At 37.7% G+C, this 18,238-nt stretch carries 13 protein-coding genes; 10 read left to right on the top strand and 3 right to left on the bottom strand.

Annotation, left to right across the window (positions count from 1 at the left end):
* Positions 1-4: 4 nt before the first annotated feature.
* Positions 5-2,833 (bottom strand): TonB-dependent receptor, encoded by a 2,829-nt coding sequence (locus IWC72_RS08305; protein ID WP_194525751.1) that lies wholly within the window; start codon positions 2,831-2,833, stop codon positions 5-7.
* A gap of 178 nt (positions 2,834-3,011) precedes the next feature.
* Here IWC72_RS08305 and IWC72_RS08300 point away from each other — a divergent pair, with 178 nt between their 5' ends.
* The 5 genes from IWC72_RS08300 to IWC72_RS08280 all read left to right on the top strand — a co-directional run bounded on the left by IWC72_RS08300 (position 3,012) and on the right by IWC72_RS08280 (position 6,533).
* The gene (locus IWC72_RS08300) at positions 3,012-3,698 is read left to right on the top strand and encodes a response regulator transcription factor (protein ID WP_194525750.1); all 687 of its coding nucleotides are present in this window, start codon (positions 3,012-3,014) and stop codon (positions 3,696-3,698) included.
* A gap of 111 nt (positions 3,699-3,809) precedes the next feature.
* Positions 3,810-4,886, top strand: a complete 1,077-nt coding sequence (locus tag IWC72_RS08295) for a sensor histidine kinase (RefSeq protein ID WP_194529450.1) — start codon at positions 3,810-3,812, stop codon at positions 4,884-4,886.
* Positions 4,887-4,896: 10 nt separating this feature from the next.
* On the top strand, positions 4,897-5,565 hold the full coding sequence (gene trmB, locus IWC72_RS08290; RefSeq protein WP_194529449.1) for a tRNA (guanosine(46)-N7)-methyltransferase TrmB: 669 nt from the start codon (positions 4,897-4,899) through the stop codon (positions 5,563-5,565).
* A 3-nt stretch (positions 5,566-5,568) separates the two neighbouring features.
* The gene (locus IWC72_RS08285) at positions 5,569-6,198 is read left to right on the top strand and encodes a LysE family transporter (protein WP_194525747.1); all 630 of its coding nucleotides are present in this window, start codon (positions 5,569-5,571) and stop codon (positions 6,196-6,198) included.
* A complete protein-coding gene (locus IWC72_RS08280) occupies positions 6,198-6,533 on the top strand; it encodes an MGMT family protein (protein ID WP_194529448.1) in 336 nt (111 codons plus the stop codon). Before IWC72_RS08285 ends, IWC72_RS08280 begins: the two co-directional genes overlap by 1 nt.
* Before the next feature lie 15 nt (positions 6,534-6,548).
* On the opposite strand, the gene IWC72_RS08275 is transcribed toward IWC72_RS08280, so the two are convergent.
* Both IWC72_RS08275 and IWC72_RS08270 read right to left on the bottom strand, forming a co-directional pair.
* Positions 6,549-7,889, bottom strand: a complete 1,341-nt coding sequence (locus IWC72_RS08275; RefSeq protein ID WP_194529447.1) for a sensor histidine kinase — start codon at positions 7,887-7,889, stop codon at positions 6,549-6,551.
* 2 nt (positions 7,890-7,891) lie between these two features.
* Positions 7,892-9,259, bottom strand: a complete 1,368-nt coding sequence (locus IWC72_RS08270; protein ID WP_194531115.1) for a sigma-54-dependent transcriptional regulator — start codon at positions 9,257-9,259, stop codon at positions 7,892-7,894.
* Positions 9,260-9,468: 209 nt separating this feature from the next.
* Here IWC72_RS08270 and IWC72_RS08265 point away from each other — a divergent pair, with 209 nt between their 5' ends.
* The 5 genes from IWC72_RS08265 to IWC72_RS08245 all read left to right on the top strand — a co-directional run bounded on the left by IWC72_RS08265 (position 9,469) and on the right by IWC72_RS08245 (position 17,811).
* Positions 9,469-10,815 (top strand): TolC family protein, encoded by a 1,347-nt coding sequence (locus IWC72_RS08265; protein WP_194529446.1) that lies wholly within the window; start codon positions 9,469-9,471, stop codon positions 10,813-10,815.
* A 42-nt stretch (positions 10,816-10,857) separates the two neighbouring features.
* On the top strand, positions 10,858-12,108 hold the full coding sequence (locus IWC72_RS08260; RefSeq protein WP_194529445.1) for an efflux RND transporter periplasmic adaptor subunit: 1,251 nt from the start codon (positions 10,858-10,860) through the stop codon (positions 12,106-12,108).
* A 55-nt stretch (positions 12,109-12,163) separates the two neighbouring features.
* Positions 12,164-12,859, top strand: a complete 696-nt coding sequence (locus IWC72_RS08255) for an ABC transporter ATP-binding protein (protein ID WP_194525742.1) — start codon at positions 12,164-12,166, stop codon at positions 12,857-12,859.
* 86 nt (positions 12,860-12,945) lie between these two features.
* On the top strand, positions 12,946-15,381 hold the full coding sequence (locus tag IWC72_RS08250; protein WP_194529444.1) for an ABC transporter permease: 2,436 nt from the start codon (positions 12,946-12,948) through the stop codon (positions 15,379-15,381).
* Between the two features lie 30 nt (positions 15,382-15,411).
* The gene (locus tag IWC72_RS08245) at positions 15,412-17,811 is read left to right on the top strand and encodes an ABC transporter permease (RefSeq protein ID WP_194529443.1); all 2,400 of its coding nucleotides are present in this window, start codon (positions 15,412-15,414) and stop codon (positions 17,809-17,811) included.
* Positions 17,812-18,238: the final 427 nt, after the last annotated feature.

Below are 18,238 nucleotides of genomic sequence, written 5' to 3'. Positions count from 1 at the left end.
ATGATTAAAATTTGTAACTAAGGCCTAGACTAATATCCATTCCTGTAGTATAAGAGAGCACAGTTTGTTCTGTTTCGATTTCCGTTATTGGGTTACGAACCAGTTGCGTTTGCTTAATCTTTGGGTTTAAAAGGTTTTTACCGGTAAGGCTTATTTTCAAATGCTCTCCTATTTCTTTACTTATAAGTGCATTTAGAACCACAAATCCTTTTTCTATAACAGCATCGTCATAAAAAATATCTCGGTTTGTTTGATCAGTAGGCACTCCTAAAGAATAAATCTTATCTGATGCATAATTGGCCGTAAGCGAAGCTGCAAAAGGATTTTCGGTAGCAGCCTCAAAGTTTAAACTTGTATTAAAAATCCAATCAGATGCACCTTGAAGGTCTGATTCTGTAATTCCTTTATATTGAAAACTTCTTACAAGCGTACCATTATCGTTATAAATCTCTTTAAGATCTTGCTGGTGCCACATACGAGTTACGTTTAGAACCATATTAAGGTCATACCCTGAAGCTGAACCATCATCATCATTAAATACTGGTTTTACCAAGTCTAATTTTGTTTCAGCCTCAAGACCAAAAATTTCAGCTTTCTCACCAGAGTTAAAATAAGAGAAGATACCGGCAGAACCTGTTTCTCTAACTCGGTTAATAGGGTCTGAAATATCTTTATAAAAAGCGGCTACAGAAACTAATTGCCCAGCAGAAGGAAAGTACTCCCATTTAAGATCCAAGTTTATATCCTTAGAAGCTGCTAAATCTGGGTTACCACGACTAATCTGTCCTGTAGGCGAAACATAACTAAATGGTGCAATTTCCTTAAACTCAGGTAATGTTATAGTACGACTTACCGCCAAACGTAGTGCATGAAGCTCATTAAGAGTATACTTAATGTTTAGGCTAGGGTAGAAATTACTGTAATCTTGATTACTTTCTCCTGTTCTAGGAGAAAGGTTACCAATATCATAGGTTACATTGATCTCATCATTTTGGTATCTGATACCAGCGTCAAAATTCCATTTATCAAGCCCCACATTAAAGGCAAAGAAAGCTGCTTTAGAATCTAAAGTACCTAGGTACAAATCTTTTCTTTCTCCATTTTCATTGGAGCCTAGAAGATTAATTTCTAAAAGACCGGCATCAAAATTAGATTGGCGAAAAATACTTCCTAAATTATCAATAGAAGGTGGATTAATAGCGTTGGTACTTCTTTCTTCGACACCAACAAATTCTGAACTAAAATCTCTCTCTTTATTTCTGTAAGAAACTCCAAAATCCATTTTGAAGGTTTTGGTTTCCTCATCAATAATTTTTAATTCATCTTTGATATAACCACTATATTCTATATCCTCAATATTCTGGCTAGATTTTCTTTGTTGGAAACCTCCGTTTCTACCCAATTGTACAAAAGTACCTTCTGGGTCAAAGTTTACCTCGTTACGAATACGATTAGGTTCATCTGCCTTTAAGAAGTTATAACCACCGGCCCAATGCAATGTATTCTTTTCTCCAAGTTGATGTCTACCTATTAATTGGGTAACCAACAATCTGGTTTGTTTGGTGTTCTGATCTCTTACAAATTGAAACAAACCTTCAGATGCGGCAGTCTCTTCAAAAATAGTTGCTTCACCATTACGACCTCCTTCAAAAACCGACTCATCTAGTTTGTTAACGAAAAAAGTACTTGACTTAATTTTATTCTTGTCATTGGCCAAATATGTAATATCCAAAAGACCAGTGTTTACAATTTTCTTGCGAAAAGTAGTTGCATCTGTAATGGTATCATCTATAAAGTTTGAACGGTATTGTCTAAACAAACCTTCTCTATGCTCAAAAGAACGCGAATGTGAAGCGCTAAGAAAAACAGAAAGTTTATCTGCAAACTTTTTACCCGCAGCAATAGACATAGAGTAGTCCATTGGATTATCTTGTTGTAGTGTGTTCCAACCCTGTCTAGTAACCAACTGTTGAGTACTTAGGCTTTGGTCATAAAAACCAAAATCTGTGTTTTTTGAATTTTGTGATATCTTAAAGTTATCATAGACTCCACCCTTTGCTACATTTGAGTTAACTCCTCCGGAAACACCTATAGAAAGCTCACTTGAACCAGAAAGCTCCCTAGAAGTAATATTGATAGCACCAGAAGCTTCATCTGCAGAACCATCAACAGAAAAGGTTTTACTAATACTCACATTCTGAAGAACACGGGTTGGAAAAAGTCCAAGATTAATATTCTTCTTGTCTATATCATCAGAAGGTATTGGTAGACCGTTTAAGGTTGTAGACAAATATCTATCTCCCAAACCTCTTACAAACACATCCCCAGAAGCCTCACTACTAGTAACACCGGATATTTTGGTGGTAGCAGTAGCCGCATCGGACACCCCAATTTTAGCAAGCTCAACAGCTCCTATACTTTCTTTTATCTCCGTTGCTTTCTTCTGATCCAACAAAAGAGCTGTTTCAGAATCTTTTCTAGCTGTAGTAGTAACGACAACCTCATCTAGTGAAACACCTTCAGAAGCACTCATTGGCACATTAATAGTTGTTACTTTTCCCGCTTCAACAATTACATCAGGAATATCTACCGTCTCATACCCTAAATAACTGTAAGATACTATATAGGTTCCTGGCTCAACACCTGCTATTTCATAAAGTCCGTCAAAATCAGAGGTAGTACCTGTAGTTGTGCCTTTAATTACTACATTAGCAAAAGGCAGGGGGTCATCATTCATTTCTTTATCGGTAAGTGTACCAACAATGCTTCCCGTATCTTGGGCGCTTAGTTGAAATGAAAAAAAGCAAAGGGCAATAAAATATATTAGTCTCATTATCTAGTTTTATAACGCCGCAAATAACGTCACGTGAAGTAAAAGTCGAGTTACGCGTATGTTAAACCTTTATTGCAATAAGGTTAGGTTAATGTTACTATATTAAATCAACGTTAAGAGACGTTGGTATGTCGGTATTATCTTTACTTTTGACGAATTAACCATCTTTATAGACCCAATGAAAAAGAAAGACATTAAGATATTACTTGTTGACGATGAGCCAGATATATTGGAAATAGTAGGTTACAACCTAACTTCCGAAGGTTATCAGGTCTTTACTGCCAAAAATGGAGTTGAAGGTGTTGCCATGGCCAAGAAGAAACAACCCCATTTAATTATCTTAGATGTAATGATGCCAGAAATGGATGGCATTGAAGCTTGTGAAACTATTCGCAGCACTGCGGGTCTAGAAAATTCTATCATTACCTTTCTTACCGCTCGTGGTGAAGACTACTCGCAAGTAGCAGGTTTTGACGCTGGGGCAGATGATTATATTACTAAACCTATTAGACCAAAAGTCTTGGTTAGTAAGGTGAAGGCCTTATTAAGAAGGTTAAAAGAAGATAGTGCGCCACAAGAAGACATTGTAAGCGTTGGTAATATCATTATCAACAGAGAAGAGTACAAAATTGTAAATGACGGCGAAGAGATTGTTCTGCCAAGAAAAGAGTTTGAGCTTTTAGCACTACTTACTTCAAAACCCAGCAAAGTATTCAAAAGAGAAGTTATTCTTGATAGAGTTTGGGGTAATGAAGTTGTTGTTGGTGGGCGTACCATTGATGTTCATATTAGAAAACTTCGTGAAAAAATAGGCGAACAACACTTTAAAACCGTAAAAGGGGTTGGTTATAAGTTTGTTCTTTAATTAAGTCTCTATATTAATTAAGTTATACGTCTTTTTTGTAGTAATTTTGGGCCGTGAATGGCCCAACGATGATGTATAACTGCTCTTTGGCGAAAATAAAACTCGTTTCTTATGTCTGCTAAGCTAAGAAGATCATATCGCTTTGCGCTAAGGTCTTCCTTTATGATAGCCTTGGCATTCGTTTCGCTATTGGCATTGTTTCTACATCTTTTTAATGCTTTTGACTGGGTGGTACTAATTATTTCCCTCCTATTACTATTCCCTATTGCATTTATTGTCCTACAAATACGTATAGAAAGATTCATTTATCGTCGTATAAAGAAAATTTACGATGATGTTGCCATGTTAGAAACCTCTTCTATTGTTTCTGGCCCTATTACTACGGACATGAAAACTTTAACCGAGGAAATAGGGAAATTTGCCCAGGATAAACGTATAGAAATAGATACCTTAAAAATTAGGGAAGAGTACCGTAAAGACTTCCTTGGGAACGTATCCCATGAACTTAAGACTCCCCTTTTTACCGTTCAAGGGTATATAGAAACCCTCTTGGACGGCGCCATAGACGATAAAAATGTACGTCGTAAATATCTGCAACGTGCTAATAAGGGCGTAGACCGGTTAATTTATATTGTTAAAGATTTAGATCTCATTACTAAACTAGAGGTTGGCGACCTAAATTTAAAAAGAGAACCTTTTGATATTATTGAACTTATTCAAAATGTCTTTGACCTCTTAGAAATGAAATCTGCAAAAAAGAAAATTACGCTCACTTTTGACATGGAGTATGATGAGCCTATACTGGTCTTAGCCGATAAGGAAAAAATACAACAAGTAGTAACCAACTTCTTGGTCAACTCCATAAAATATGGTCATACCAATGGTACTACGGAGATAAGCGTAGAAAATCTGATTAAAAACAAAGTAATCGTAAGGGTAACGGACAATGGCGAAGGTATTCCCAAACAACATATACCACGGCTATTTGAACGTTTTTACCGCGTGGACAAAAGTGGAAGTCGTAGCGAAGGTGGCTCTGGCCTTGGGCTTGCCATTGTAAAACATATTGTTGAGGCACACGGAGAAAAGATATATGTAGAAAGTGAAATAGACGTAGGTTCTGAATTCTCTTTTACTTTAGAAAAAGCAGAAGACACAAGCACCACTACAACCTCAACAAAAATCTAATTTTATACTATTGGGAAGCAAGAACAAACTTAAACGTTTTAAAGAGAACGAAACTTTTTCTAATGTCATTCAACCTAATCGGGAAGCCGTAAAAAATGGGTTTGATAAAAAAGGTAAATGGAATGACTTTTTTGGCAACGATAATCCTATAGTTTTGGAATTGGGATGCGGAAAAGGGGAATACACCGTTGGTCTGGCAAAACAAGACCCCAACAAAAACTTTATTGGCATAGATATTAAGGGAGCCCGTTTATGGCGTGGCGCAAAAACTGCTTTGGAGGACAACCTGAAGAATGTGGCTTTTTTAAGAACACAAATAGAGCTGGTGGATGAGCTTTTTGACAAAGACGAGGTTTCCGAAATATGGATTACCTTTCCTGACCCGCAAATAAAATACAAACGCACCAAACACCGTATGACCAATGAGAGCTTCTTGGCAAAATACAAGAGAATTTTACGTCCGGACGGTCTTATGCACCTGAAAACAGACAGTGAATTCATGCATGGCTATACTTTAGGACTTTTACACGGTCTAGGCCTAGAAATAAATTACGCCAACCATGATGTATATAAAAACGAAGGCAGTCCAAAAGAGGTTTTAGAACTTCAGACTTTCTACGAAAAACAGTATCTTGAAAAAGGTAAGCCAATTACCTATATTCAATTCAAGGTACACTAGTCCATGCAACACCTTTTAATTCTTTTTTTTGCTACGTTTTCCGCAGCTTTTATGGCAACTGTACCTCCGGGGCTTTTAAATATGAATGCAGCCAAGGTTAGTGTAGAAAAAGGCAAACTCAATGGTATCATATTTAGTTTAGGCTGCTCTACTATGGTACTTCTACAAGCTACTATTGCCGTTTATATCTCTAAGTTTTTACATAAAAACCCAGGGGTAATTGATGTATTATTAAAAATTGCGGTTGTTGTCTTCGCTTTTTTTATGGTCTACTTTTTCATTGCTGCAATTAGAAATAAAGAAAAGAAAAAGAAAACCGTTAAGGTTAGTAAAAAGAACAGTTTTTTTAAAGGCGTACTTCTGGCCGCTTTGAACTTATTAACTATACCTTATTACAGTGGTCTAAACATTATGTGGAATGCTTCTGGATGGATAAAATTTCAAGTCTGGGATATTCTTGTTTTCATACTTGCCGCCGGCACAGGAACATTTACCGTGCTTTACATGTACACCGTTTATTTTAATAAATTAGAGAACAAATCCAATCGGTTTTCAAAGAACAGCAATTACATTTTAAGCGGGCTCATGTTGATACTGCTAACCATAACAATTTTTAGAATCGGCTATCGCTAATGAAACCAGAGAATAAAAACTTCTTTCAGAAAGTATACGAGGTGGCCGCGCTTATACCCGAAGGGAGAGTTACATCTTATGGCGCTATAGCCAAATATCTTGGTGCTGCACGCAGTGCAAGAATGGTGGGCTGGGCCATGAACGGGGCCGGAAGCATGCCAGAAGTACCTGCACACCGCGTTGTAAATAAAATAGGACTGCTAACGGGAAAACATCATTTTGATGGCACCAACCTAATGCAACAGCTTTTAGAAAATGAGGGCATAAAGGTGGTTGATAATCAAATCATAGATTTTGAAAAGCATTTTTGGGATCCATTTAAAGAGTTGGGTTAATTATTCTCTGATTTTTTAATCAAAAGTCAAAGTGAATACAGTGTGCTCTTTTGATAATACCCGTATGCTCCCCCCGTGCAATCTCATGATTTGTTTGGAAAGACTGAGTCCTATACCGGTTCCCGTGTTTTTAGTAGTGAAAAAAGGCACAAAAATCTCATCCATTAATTCTGGGGGGATTCCTGGACCATTGTCCCATACTTGAATGTATTTCTTATCCGCCTCATTAATTCCGGCAACGAATTTAATTACACCGTTCTCTTGAGCACCCAACGATTGTTTGGCGTTTTTACCCAGGTTTAAGAGTACTTGAGATATCTGTCTTTGATCCAAATACAACTCTAAACTATTAGGAACCACATCTACCTCAAATTTTATATTTTCAGATTTATCGTCTAACAACAGTTTTACTTTTTCCAAAAGGTTTTGTGCAGGCACAAGTTCTCTATCGGGTTCAGGTACACTGAGAAATTTACGATATGACTGTACAAAATTCATTAAACCATTGCCTTGTTCTTGAATAACCTCAAGCCCCTTCACCGTACTTTTTAAATGCTGCTCCGGTAATTCTGACGCATCCAAAACCATTTCCCCTTTTTTATAATACTTTAAAATAGATTCTGAAATTGAAGTAATAGGCGTAATGGTATTCATGATTTCATGGGTTAAAACGCGAATCAGTTTCACCCAAGAATCCGTTTCTTTTTCATCCAGCTCTTTACGGATATCTTGCACAATAACCAGCAAAAGGTCCTGTCCATCTACAGTAACTGCCGTCGCTTTCATCGCCAATTCTGTTTTCTCACGTTCATTGACGAATTGATGGGTGCTACTTTCAAAAGGTTTCAGTCCGGCAAACTTATCGTATAGCTTTTCGTCTATCTGTTGGAGTTGTTTCACATGATTTAAAGGATGGTAATCGAGTAATTTTTCAATTGTTGGGTTGGCGTACAGAATATGCCCTTTGGGATTAATGGTCATAATACCAATATCCGCCTGTTTTAAGATCTCTTGGTAAAAATGCTCTTGTGCCTGCTTTTTAAGGTGAATGTCCTGCACCATGGTATTAAGCATGTTCAGGCTGTGATTAAGCTCCGTTAATGATTTTCCGCTAAGCTTTTCAGGAAAACGCAGCGTAAAATCCTCATTTTTTATAGCATCAAAAAAATAGGCTATTTTTCTGTTGGTCTGATTAACATAGTAAAGCAAATAATAGGTTTGCAACCCCAGCAGAAAAAGAAAAACCGCAAATAATATATAATTTTCATAAAAAAACAGAAAACCTACGGCCAATGCGGTAATCGCAAGTAATAGAACCCGAACGATCAATTGCAGATAAATATGTTTGCTCATCATACCTACTTCCCTATTTTCTTTAATTTATTGTAGAGTGTTTGCCGAGAAATACCCAACTGTTCCGCAGCTGCACTGTAATTGCCATCGTTCTGTTCTAATGCGCTATTAATCATCATAAACTCCATTTCCTCTAAAGTTGCGGGGCCATTTAAATTGGAGGATACGGTTTGTTTATTGGTTAGCAGGAAATCTTCTGATTTAAGCACATTTCCTTCGGAAAGTATAACGGCCCGTTCAATGGTATGCAATAGTTCCCTAATATTTCCCGGCCATCCGTAGTCCATCAATTTTTCTTGAGCCGCTTGATTCATACGAAGTCCAGGTTTCCCGTATTTTGAAGTGAATTTTTTCAAATAGAAATCTGCCAAAACCAAAATGTCTTGATCACGTTCCCTAAGTGCTGGTACCTCAACCCTAATGGTGTTTATCCGATACAATAAATCCTCCCTAAAAAGTCCTTCGGCGACCATTTTATCTAAATCCTCGTTCGTTGCACAAATCAAACGTATATCTACTGAAATTGGTTTATTGGACCCCACGCGAACAATAGTTCTATTCTGAATGGCCGATAATAGTTTTGCCTGCGCCTGAAGCGATAAGTTTCCTATTTCATCTAAAAACAACGTGCCCCCGTTGGCTGCTTCAAATTTTCCTGCCCTGTCTTCTTTAGCATCTGTAAAAGAACCTTTGGTATGTCCAAAAAGTTCACTTTCAAAAAGGTTTTCTGATATTGAACCCATATCCACCGAAATAAATACTTCGTCATTCCTACTTGAAAGTTTGTGAAGCTCACGTGCTATGAGTTCCTTACCTGTACCATTTTCTCCAGTAATCAGTACGTTTACATCGGTTTTTGCTACTTTAGAAACCAACTTTAGCACTGAATTTAACGCCTTAGAATTACCTATAATGTAATTTTTGTTCTGATTGATAACCTGTTTAAGGTGACTTTCTTTCTGTTTCAGTTCAGTAACCTGCTTCTTTGATTTTCTAAGCTCGTATGCAGATTTAACCGTTGCCAAAAGCTTATCGTTATTCCAAGGTTTAAGAATAAAATCAGAAGCTCCTTCTTTTAATGCCATTACCGCCAAATCTACAGCTCCATAGGCTGTCATCATTATGACCGAAGTCTGGGGCGTCTTTTTCTTAAGCTCTCGCAACCAATACAAACCTTCATTCCCGGTGTTTACTCCCGCAGAGAAATTCATATCCAGCAGTACAATATCTACTTCCTTTAAATCAGGAAAAGATGTAATCTGATTCGGGTTTGAGATGGTCTGTATGGTTTTGTATTCAAACTGCAATAGAATTTCAAGTGCGCTAAGGACGCTCTTATTATCATCTATAATTAAAATATTTGCATCTACCATTTGATTACCAGAGGCTTTACTAAGTTCATTTAAAACTACAACTTGCATTCATAACTTTTTAGACAGTGTCCAAAATTTTGACAATTGCTGTACATATTTTTTACACCACAAACTATGCAAATAGAAAATAATATTTATAAAAATCTAAAAATCAGCATATTACATTATTGGCATGAGAATCGTTATAAGTTTGGCATACCAATACGATTATGATTCAGTTATTTAAATATTTAGTTTTTATTCTTCTCTTGCTTTCATCCAAATTAAGTGGTCAAGAGACTTATACGTTAGATGAATGCGTGGCTTATGCATTAGAGCATAATTTACAGTTAAAGGACTATACGCTTAATACGGCATCGGACAGGGAAACTTATCGTCAATCTATTCGGGATCTTTTACCTTCCGTAAATGCATCTACTAACTATGTCATCAATTTTGGACGTAGCACAGACCCTTTTACCAATGATGTTGTGACCACTGATTTCTTTTCGAACCGCTACACCCTAGAAAGTTCCGTAGACCTATTTAGGGGCTTCCAAAAAATAAATACCATTAAGGCCACCAAGTTTCTTTATAAAGCAACTCAAGAGGAAAACCTACAACAACGCTATCTTCTTGCTTTTAGAGTGATGCAAGCCTTTTACGATATTAAATTTTTTCAAGGTCTGGTCGCGATTTCAAAAGAACAGATGACCGTCTCTCAAGCCAATTACGACCTAGTAGCAAGGCAAATTGAATTGGGACTCAAAGCAGGTGCGGACCTTTATGAAGCTGAATCTTTGTTACTTACGGATAAATTAAACCTTACCCAAAGTAAAAACCAACTTGCCACTGCCCAACTACAACTAATTCAAGAAATGAATTTAGAAGGAACCAGCAAAATAACGATACAGGACAATTTAACTGATAACCAGGTGGCGCAGGCACACAACATCATACAGTCGGACACCATATTTGCCGAAGCACAAGAATTCATGCCTCTTCTAAAAGCACAGGAGCTCCGTGTAAAAGCCGCCAAAAAACAGTTGGCTGCGGAGAGAGGTTCTTTATTTCCATCTCTTTCTTTGTTTGCCGGTACGGCAAGTGGATATTTTGAAACCACACGTGATAGTTTAGGTTCTACTATTCCCTTTCGTGACCAATTCAAGGATAACACCTCTCAATTTATTGGTGTCAGTCTTGATGTTCCCATTAGTACTATTTGGTCTGCTCGTGGCAGAATAAAACAACAAAAAATTGAAAGGTACCGTGCAGAAAACAACCTTAAAATACAGCAACAGCTGGTTTTCCAAACAATCCAACAGTTGGTGCAATCCTATGAATCACTGGAAGTGCAGCGTACACAGAGCTCTCAAAAAGTAAAAGCACAAGAACTGGCGTTCACCATTGCTCAAAAAAGATATGAAAAGGGACTCATAAACGCTTTAGAGCTCTTCACAGCAAAGAATCTATTTGCTAGTGCGCAGAATGAGAATTTGCAGGTAAAGCTTCAATCGGAAATCAATAAAAGCACACTGGACTTTTACCGTGGACTGCCCATTTTTGACATACAATAAGCCATAAATAAGAACAAGTCAACCAAGATAATTAATACAATAATGGATATACAATTAGAAAAGAAAAAAGGGTTACGGGCAAAACACTACGGTTATATTGCCTTAGGTCTATTGCTACTTTTTGTGGGCTATCAATTTTTGTTTGCAAGTTCGGTTTCCACATTCCGTACGGATAAAGAAAAACTTTCTGTTGCTACCGTTACTGATGGTAAGTTTGACGATTACATTACTATAAGCGGAAACGTAGCGCCTATCACAACTATTTACATGGATGCTTATGAAGGTGGGCGTGTGAGCGAAAAACTAATTGAAGAAGGAGCTACGGTAAAAAAAGGAGACATTATCCTAAAGCTTGAAAATATTAACCTTTATGAGCAAATCCTACAGAGTGAAAGCAACTTGGCCTTAAAGCAAAACGATCTTCGTTCCACTAAACTCAATTTTGATTCTAGACAAGTGGAAGGCCGTAAGTCATTGGCCACTGCGAGTACCGAGCTTCAGCGGTTAAAAAGAAATTTTGAACAGAACCAAGCTTTATTTGATGACGAATTGATTTCTAGAGAAGAATATCTAACCTCAAAAGAGAACTATGACCTTTCTAAAAAACAGTTCGAGATTATAAAAATGCAGACCGAAAACGATGATGAACTACGTGAAACATCCCTAACGGGGCTTGATGCCGATTTAAACCGAATGCAGAAAACTTTGGGTATGGTCTACCAACGTCTTGACCACTTAAACGTAAGGGCTCCTGCCGATGGTCAACTAGGTTTCCTTGATGCCGAAATAGGTCAAAATATATCGCAAGGGCAACGTATTGGACAAATTAATGTTCTAACGGATTACAAAATTGAAGCCAATATAGATGAGCATTACATAGACCGGGTTAAAAGAGAACTTGTAGCCGTATTGGAGCGGAATGGAAAACAATTCCCGTTGAGGGTCAGAAAAGTGTATCCTGAGGTTCGCAACGGCAGGTTTAAAGTAGATTTGGTATTTACCGCAGAGAAACCGGAAACAATACGCACGGGGCAGAGTTACAATATTAGATTGCAATTGGGTGAATCGAATGACGCCTTATTGTTACCTAAAGGCAGCTTTTTTCAAAGTACTGGCGGACAATGGATTTTTGTTGTAACGGCAGATGGTGATGAGGCCATAAAAAGAAATATCAGAATTGGGAAACAGAATTCAAAACACTATGAAGTCCTAGAAGGTCTTGAAGCCGGTGAGAAAGTAATAACCAGCAATTACGATTCTTTTGGTGAAGCGGAAAAAATTATATTAAAATAAACTGTCACTATTTCACTAAATCATAGTCTTTTATAATAACGAAATCAATCAAATCATGATACACATACAGAATATAAAAAAGAGTTTCAGAACCGAAGAGGTAGAAACCTTAGCACTCAACAATGTAAACCTAAAGGTAGAAGAAGGCGAATTCGTAGCCATTATGGGGCCATCAGGTTGTGGAAAATCAACCCTTTTGAACATCATAGGAATGTTAGACAACCCCAACGAGGGTACCTACCAGTTTGCCGGTCATGAGGTAAGTAACCTCAAAGAACGCCAGCGAACCGAACTGCGAAAAGGCAATTTAGGTTTCGTATTTCAGAGTTTCAACCTTATTGATGAACTTACTGTTTATGAAAATGTAGAACTACCCTTAATCTATCTAAAAATGGGTAAAGCGGAACGTAAGCAGAAAGTACGCGAAGTTTTAGAACGAATGAAAATCGCCCATAGGGAAAAGCACTTTCCTCAGCAATTATCCGGGGGGCAACAACAACGTGTGGCAATTTCCAGAGCGGTAGTCACCAATCCGAAATTAATATTGGCCGATGAACCAACAGGGAACCTAGATTCCAAAAACGGAATTGAAGTAATGAACCTGTTAACAGAACTCAACCAAGAGGGAACTACAATTGTAATGGTAACACACTCGGACAGGGATTCGCATTACGCCCACAGGGTAGTCAACCTATTTGATGGTCAAATCGTAACCGAAAGCCAAAATAGGGCCATAGGAGCCATAATGTAAAGGAGTTTATTCATCAATCAACAACTAATCAACCAAACTTATCCCTTAATCACGGATAAATAAGTAATCAGCCAAACACGAGAATCATGTTCAAAAACTATATAAAAATTGCCTGGCGGAGTCTAAAAAAGCAACCGTTTTTCACCTTCCTAAACATCTTTGGATTAGCCATTGGAATGGCCGGAGCTTTGCTTATTTCATTATATATCTATGACGAAATGAGTTATGATACCATGTTTACGGATGCGGACCGTATTCATAGAGTAAATGTAGATATTAAGTTTGGAGGCGAAGCTAGAGAATTTGCCGTTACCCCTGCCCCTTTAGCTTCGGCACTTAAAAGCGACTTCTCAGAGATAGAAACCGTTACTCGTTTTAGGACTTGGGGCAGTGCATTATTAAGAAAAGAAAATGCAGAAGCCAATGCAAAAGAAGAACAAACCACTTTTGTAGACCCCAGCTTTTTTGACATGTTCGGGATTGACCTTTTAGTTGGCGATAAGGAGACTGCCTTAAAACGGCCCAACACCCTAGTTCTTACCAAATCCGCTGCTGAAAAGCACTTTGGTACTCTTACTGCCATCGGTCAAAATGTAGTGCTCAACAACAATGAAACCTATACTGTAACCGGAGTAATTGATGATTTTCCCCAAAACTCATTTTTAAGAGACCACACCGTTTATATGTCAATGTCCAGTTATGAAGATTCTAAAATTGTTAACTGGGGCAGCAATAACTATCAAACCTTTATAAAACTTATTCCCACTGCGAACATTAACGACCTCCAAGCTCCTTTACGCGGACTCTTAGGAAAATATGTAATACCGGGAGTTCAAAAATTTATTCCAGGTGTTACCGAAGAACAACTAAAAGCTTCTGGTGATTATCTAATCTATAGTACTATTCCGCTAACAGCAATTCATTTAAACTCTCATAGGGTAGCAGAAGTGAGCGCCAATAATGACATCCAAAGTATATACATTCTTTCTTTTATTGCTATTTTTCTTATCGTTTTGGCTGCCGTCAATTTCATGAACCTTTCCACGGCGCACTCTCTAAAGAGAGCCAAAGAAGTAGGGGTAAGAAAAACTTTGGGGTCCAATAAGTCAGAATTAATTAGACAGTTCTTAGTAGAATCAGGTTTAATTTCTTTTTTATCTCTCATATTGGCGATGGTATTAGCATTAATTGCTTTACCTTTTTTCAACTCATTAGCCGACAAAAATATTTCCATTCCGTTTTTGAATCCGTTCTTCTGGTTAATTTTGATAGGGTTCGTTATTTTTCTTGGACTGTTTTCTGGAAGTTACCCTGCTTTTTTCATGTCCCGATTCAAACCAGTAAAAGTCCTTAAGGGTGGAGGTCAGAGCAGTGTGGGTGGTGGAAAAATTAGAAATTCATTAGTAATTTTTCAGTTTGCCATTTCAGTTTTTTTAATTGTAAGTACGTTGATCGTTTACCAGCAACTCAAATTTATCCAGGGTAAGGATTTAGGCTTCTCAAAGGACCAAGTGCTTATTGTTAACGATGTGTATGTTGCAGGCAGCAAAGCAACCTCCTTTAAAGAAGAAGTAAAACAACTAAGTTTTGTAAAGAATGCCACTTTAAGCAGCTTTTTTCCAACACCTTCCAATCGTAGTGACTCTACTTTCAAACCCGAAGAAGGTAATTCTACACAAGAGAATGCCATTAGCATGCAAACTTGGAATGCAGATTACGATTATATTTCCACAATGGATTTTAAACTAATTGCCGGTAGAAGTTTTAGCAAAGAAGTAGGCAACGACTCTACCAATATTATTGTAAACGAAACAGCCGTTGACCACATGGGATTTTCACCAGAAGATGCCTTGGGAAAAAGGTATACTTCTAGCTTAGGAGATGAAAATCCGCAATATTTTACCATAATTGGTGTAGTGAAAGATTTTCATTTTGACACTTTAAAAGAGGGTATTGAAGCCCTTAGCATACAATTACAAGGACATAAAAATGCTATGGCAATTAAGTTAGAAGCTGGTGATTTCCAAAGCGCTATAGCAAGTATAGAAAGGGTATGGAATACCGTCGCCCCGGGCCAACCTTTTGATTATTACTTCATGGAAGACTCTTTTAACGACACCTACAAAGCAGAACAGCGCTTAGGCAAAATCTTCATCATATTTACCATTTTATCAATTCTTATTGCCTGTTTAGGGTTGTTTGGGTTAGCAGCTTTCAATGCAGAAAAAAGAACCAAAGAAATAGGAATCCGAAAAGTATTGGGTGCAAGCGTTACTCAAATAAGCTATAAACTGTCCTTAGACTTTTTAAAGTTAGTGGCTATTTCAATTCTTATTTCTCTTCCCATAGGTTGGTTTACCATGAATAAGTGGCTTGAAGATTTTTCATATCGTATAGACATTCCTTGGTGGGTATTCGTTCTTGCAGCAGTCTTAGCTATTGCAATTTCAATACTAACGGTCGGGTATCAGAGCATTAAAGCAGCCATTACCAACCCAGTAAAAAGCCTGCGTACAGAATAATATCATCAATCCAATCAAAAAACTAAAATCATGCTTAAAAATTATTTTAAAATCGCTTGGCGAAACCTCTTGAAAAACAAAGGGTATTCGGCTATTAATATTGGTGGTCTGGCCCTAGGTATGGCGGTAACATTAATTATAGGTCTTTGGGTAAATGATGAACTCTCGTACAACGATTATTTCAAGAAAAACGAGCGTATAGCACAAGTAGTTCAATCACAAACATTCAATGGTGAAACAGGCACCAATAATGCCGTTCCAAGACCCTTGGAAATGGCCTTTCGAGATAAGCATAATGATAAATTCAAACATATTGTCATGTCTTCTTGGAACAATTCTGTCTATTTGAATTATGGCGAAAAAAGTCTTTCAAAAGATGGAAACTTCATGCAAGCCGAAGCCCCAGAGCTGCTAGATCTAAATATTTTAAAAGGTGAAAAAGATGGTCTACGAAAGATTAATTCCATCATGCTTTCGGAGTCCGTGGCAAATGCCCTCTTCGGAAATGAAGACCCCATAGGAAAAGTAGTGAAAGGGAATAGCCAATATGATATGGACGTAACGGCCGTGTATGAAGATATACCCAAGAATAATTCGTTCAGTGATTTGGAATACATCATGCCATGGGAGAAATATCTATCTCTTTTTGAATGGGTAAATAATGCGGAAGACCAATGGGGTAACAACTCATTTCAAATGTTCGTTCAGATTGCCGATAATACAGGTATGACCGATATTTCGACCTCCATTAAGGATGTCAAGAAAAACCTTAATGAGGAAGCGGCCGAATTTAACCCGCAGCTGTTCTTACTCCCAATGAAAGATTGGTACCTACGTAGTAATTTTGAAAACGGTAAGCAGGACGGTGGCCGCATCAAATATGTTTGGTTATTTAGCATAATAGGCGCTTTCGTATTGCTATTGGCCTGTATAAACTTTATGAATCTGAGCACGGCCAGATCAGAGAAACGTGCCAAAGAAGTAGGTATTAGAAAATCTATCGGGTCACAAAGAAATCAATTGATTTATCAATTTTTAAGCGAATCTTTTCTGGTAGTGCTGTTTGCTTTTGGCATTGCTGTTCTTATAGTTCTTTTATCGCTAGACGGATTCAATAATTTGGCAAAAAAGGAAATGGTGTTCCCATGGGGCAATGGTATGTTTTGGATTACTTCATTCATATTTGTCCTGTTGACCTCCCTACTTGCTGGAAGCTACCCTGCCCTATATCTGTCTTCTTTTAAACCTGTAGATGTGCTGAAAGGCACCATGACTACTGGAAAACATGCGGGTTTACCTCGAAAAATATTGGTGGTGCTACAGTTTACGGTGTCCGTGGCATTTATCATCGGTACGGTTATCGTAATGCAACAAATAAACTTTGCCAAAAACCGTCCCATAGGCTATGAAAAAGAAGGTTTAGTTCAAATACCGACTATGAGTCAAGATTTTAGTGGTAAATACGATTTAATGCGGAGCGAGTTTACTGCATCCGGTGCGGTATTAGAAATGTCCGCTTCCAGTGCACCTACTACCCAGATTTGGTCCAATAGAAGTGGTTTTAGTTGGGAAGGCAAACCGGAAGGCTTTCAAGAGGATCTTGCGTGGACCGATGTAACAGCGGAATATGCAAAATCGTTAAACCTAAAGATATTAGAGGGAAGGGATTTCTCCAGAGAGTTCGCAACCGACTCAAATGCAGTACTCATTAATGAGACCGCGGTGAAATATATGGGACTTACAGACCCCATAGGAAAGTACATAAAAGATGATGATATTGAAGACCCGTTTCCTCCCTTAAAAATAATTGGCGTGGTACAAGATATGATTACGCAGTCGCCATACGAACCTGTAAAACAAGGTATTTACGCGTATGACAAAAACGAAAACGCCAGTTTTTACAACTTGCGCCTAAACCCTGAAAAAAGTGCCAGCGAAAATATTTCTATTATTGAAAGTGTCTTTAAATCCCATTTTCCCGATATCCCTTTTCAATATGATTTTGTGGATTCTGAATATGGTGAAAAATTTTCTGCGGAAGAACGCATTGGTTCTCTTTCATCTATTTTCACCGCACTTGCCATTTTAATCAGCTGTTTGGGACTATTTGGCCTTACTTCTTTCGTTGCCGAGCAACGCCAAAAAGAAATTGGAGTTAGAAAAGTATTGGGAGCCTCCATTTTTAATGTTTGGAATATGCTCTCAAGAGACTTTTTGAAACTGGTCATAATTTCCTGTTTTATTGCCATCCCTATATCCTACTTTGTTATGAACGGTTGGTTGCAAGACTATCCGTATCACGTAATACTAGAATGGTGGATTTTCCTTTTAGCAGTAGTAGGCGCCCTAGCCATAACCATTCTCACAGTCAGTTTTCAGGCAATTAAAGCCGCAAACAGAAACCCTATAAAGAGTTTGAGAATGGAATAAATGTCCATGAGACATTTGGAGATATAATGTCACAAAAAATAGTCGATACTATTAAACGTAATGAACAAGAAATATGCTACTTCAACTAAACAATATTTTTAAGTGGGTTCAGCAGGGTGGCCAGCGCGTTTTTTTTTGAAAGACATTAATCTTTAGATAGAACGAGAAGGTAGAAATACCTCTATTGTACAAGAAACACTCTAAATGCGATTGCTAGGCCATGGCGCCGGATATGTTAGATAAACGTAAGGCCTAATTACTTGTAAACTTTTTTAATTGAAGTAACTGAACCATTTTTAATGCTCAAAAAACTACATTTCTATAAGAGCTTAAAACACATCATACTAACTCCTAATCACTAACACCTATCACTCCATACTACATTTCAATACAAACACTTTAGTTTCTTGCCCTTATGCCGTATCTT

The sequence above is a fragment of the Zobellia roscoffensis genome (assembly GCF_015330165.1).
Classification (GTDB): Bacteria; Bacteroidota; Bacteroidia; order Flavobacteriales; family Flavobacteriaceae; genus Zobellia; species Zobellia roscoffensis.
Note: the sequence above shows the minus strand (reverse complement) of the source record. Positions and strands in the feature narration are given on the sequence as shown.

Coding starts and splice junctions, on each gene's coding strand:
- IWC72_RS08305 (WP_194525751.1), bottom strand. CDS start 2,833: ATGAGACTAATATATTTTATTGCCCTTTGCTTTTTTTCATTTCAACTA.
- IWC72_RS08300 (WP_194525750.1), top strand. CDS start 3,012: ATGAAAAAGAAAGACATTAAGATATTACTTGTTGACGATGAGCCAGAT.
- IWC72_RS08250 (WP_194529444.1), top strand. CDS start 12,946: ATGTTCAAAAACTATATAAAAATTGCCTGGCGGAGTCTAAAAAAGCAA.
- IWC72_RS08255 (WP_194525742.1), top strand. CDS start 12,164: ATGATACACATACAGAATATAAAAAAGAGTTTCAGAACCGAAGAGGTA.
- IWC72_RS08270 (WP_194531115.1), bottom strand. CDS start 9,259: ATGGTAGATGCAAATATTTTAATTATAGATGATAATAAGAGCGTCCTT.
- IWC72_RS08265 (WP_194529446.1), top strand. CDS start 9,469: ATGATTCAGTTATTTAAATATTTAGTTTTTATTCTTCTCTTGCTTTCA.
- IWC72_RS08245 (WP_194529443.1), top strand. CDS start 15,412: ATGCTTAAAAATTATTTTAAAATCGCTTGGCGAAACCTCTTGAAAAAC.
- IWC72_RS08285 (WP_194525747.1), top strand. CDS start 5,569: ATGCAACACCTTTTAATTCTTTTTTTTGCTACGTTTTCCGCAGCTTTT.
- IWC72_RS08295 (WP_194529450.1), top strand. CDS start 3,810: ATGTCTGCTAAGCTAAGAAGATCATATCGCTTTGCGCTAAGGTCTTCC.
- IWC72_RS08280 (WP_194529448.1), top strand. CDS start 6,198: ATGAAACCAGAGAATAAAAACTTCTTTCAGAAAGTATACGAGGTGGCC.
- IWC72_RS08275 (WP_194529447.1), bottom strand. CDS start 7,889: ATGATGAGCAAACATATTTATCTGCAATTGATCGTTCGGGTTCTATTA.
- IWC72_RS08260 (WP_194529445.1), top strand. CDS start 10,858: ATGGATATACAATTAGAAAAGAAAAAAGGGTTACGGGCAAAACACTAC.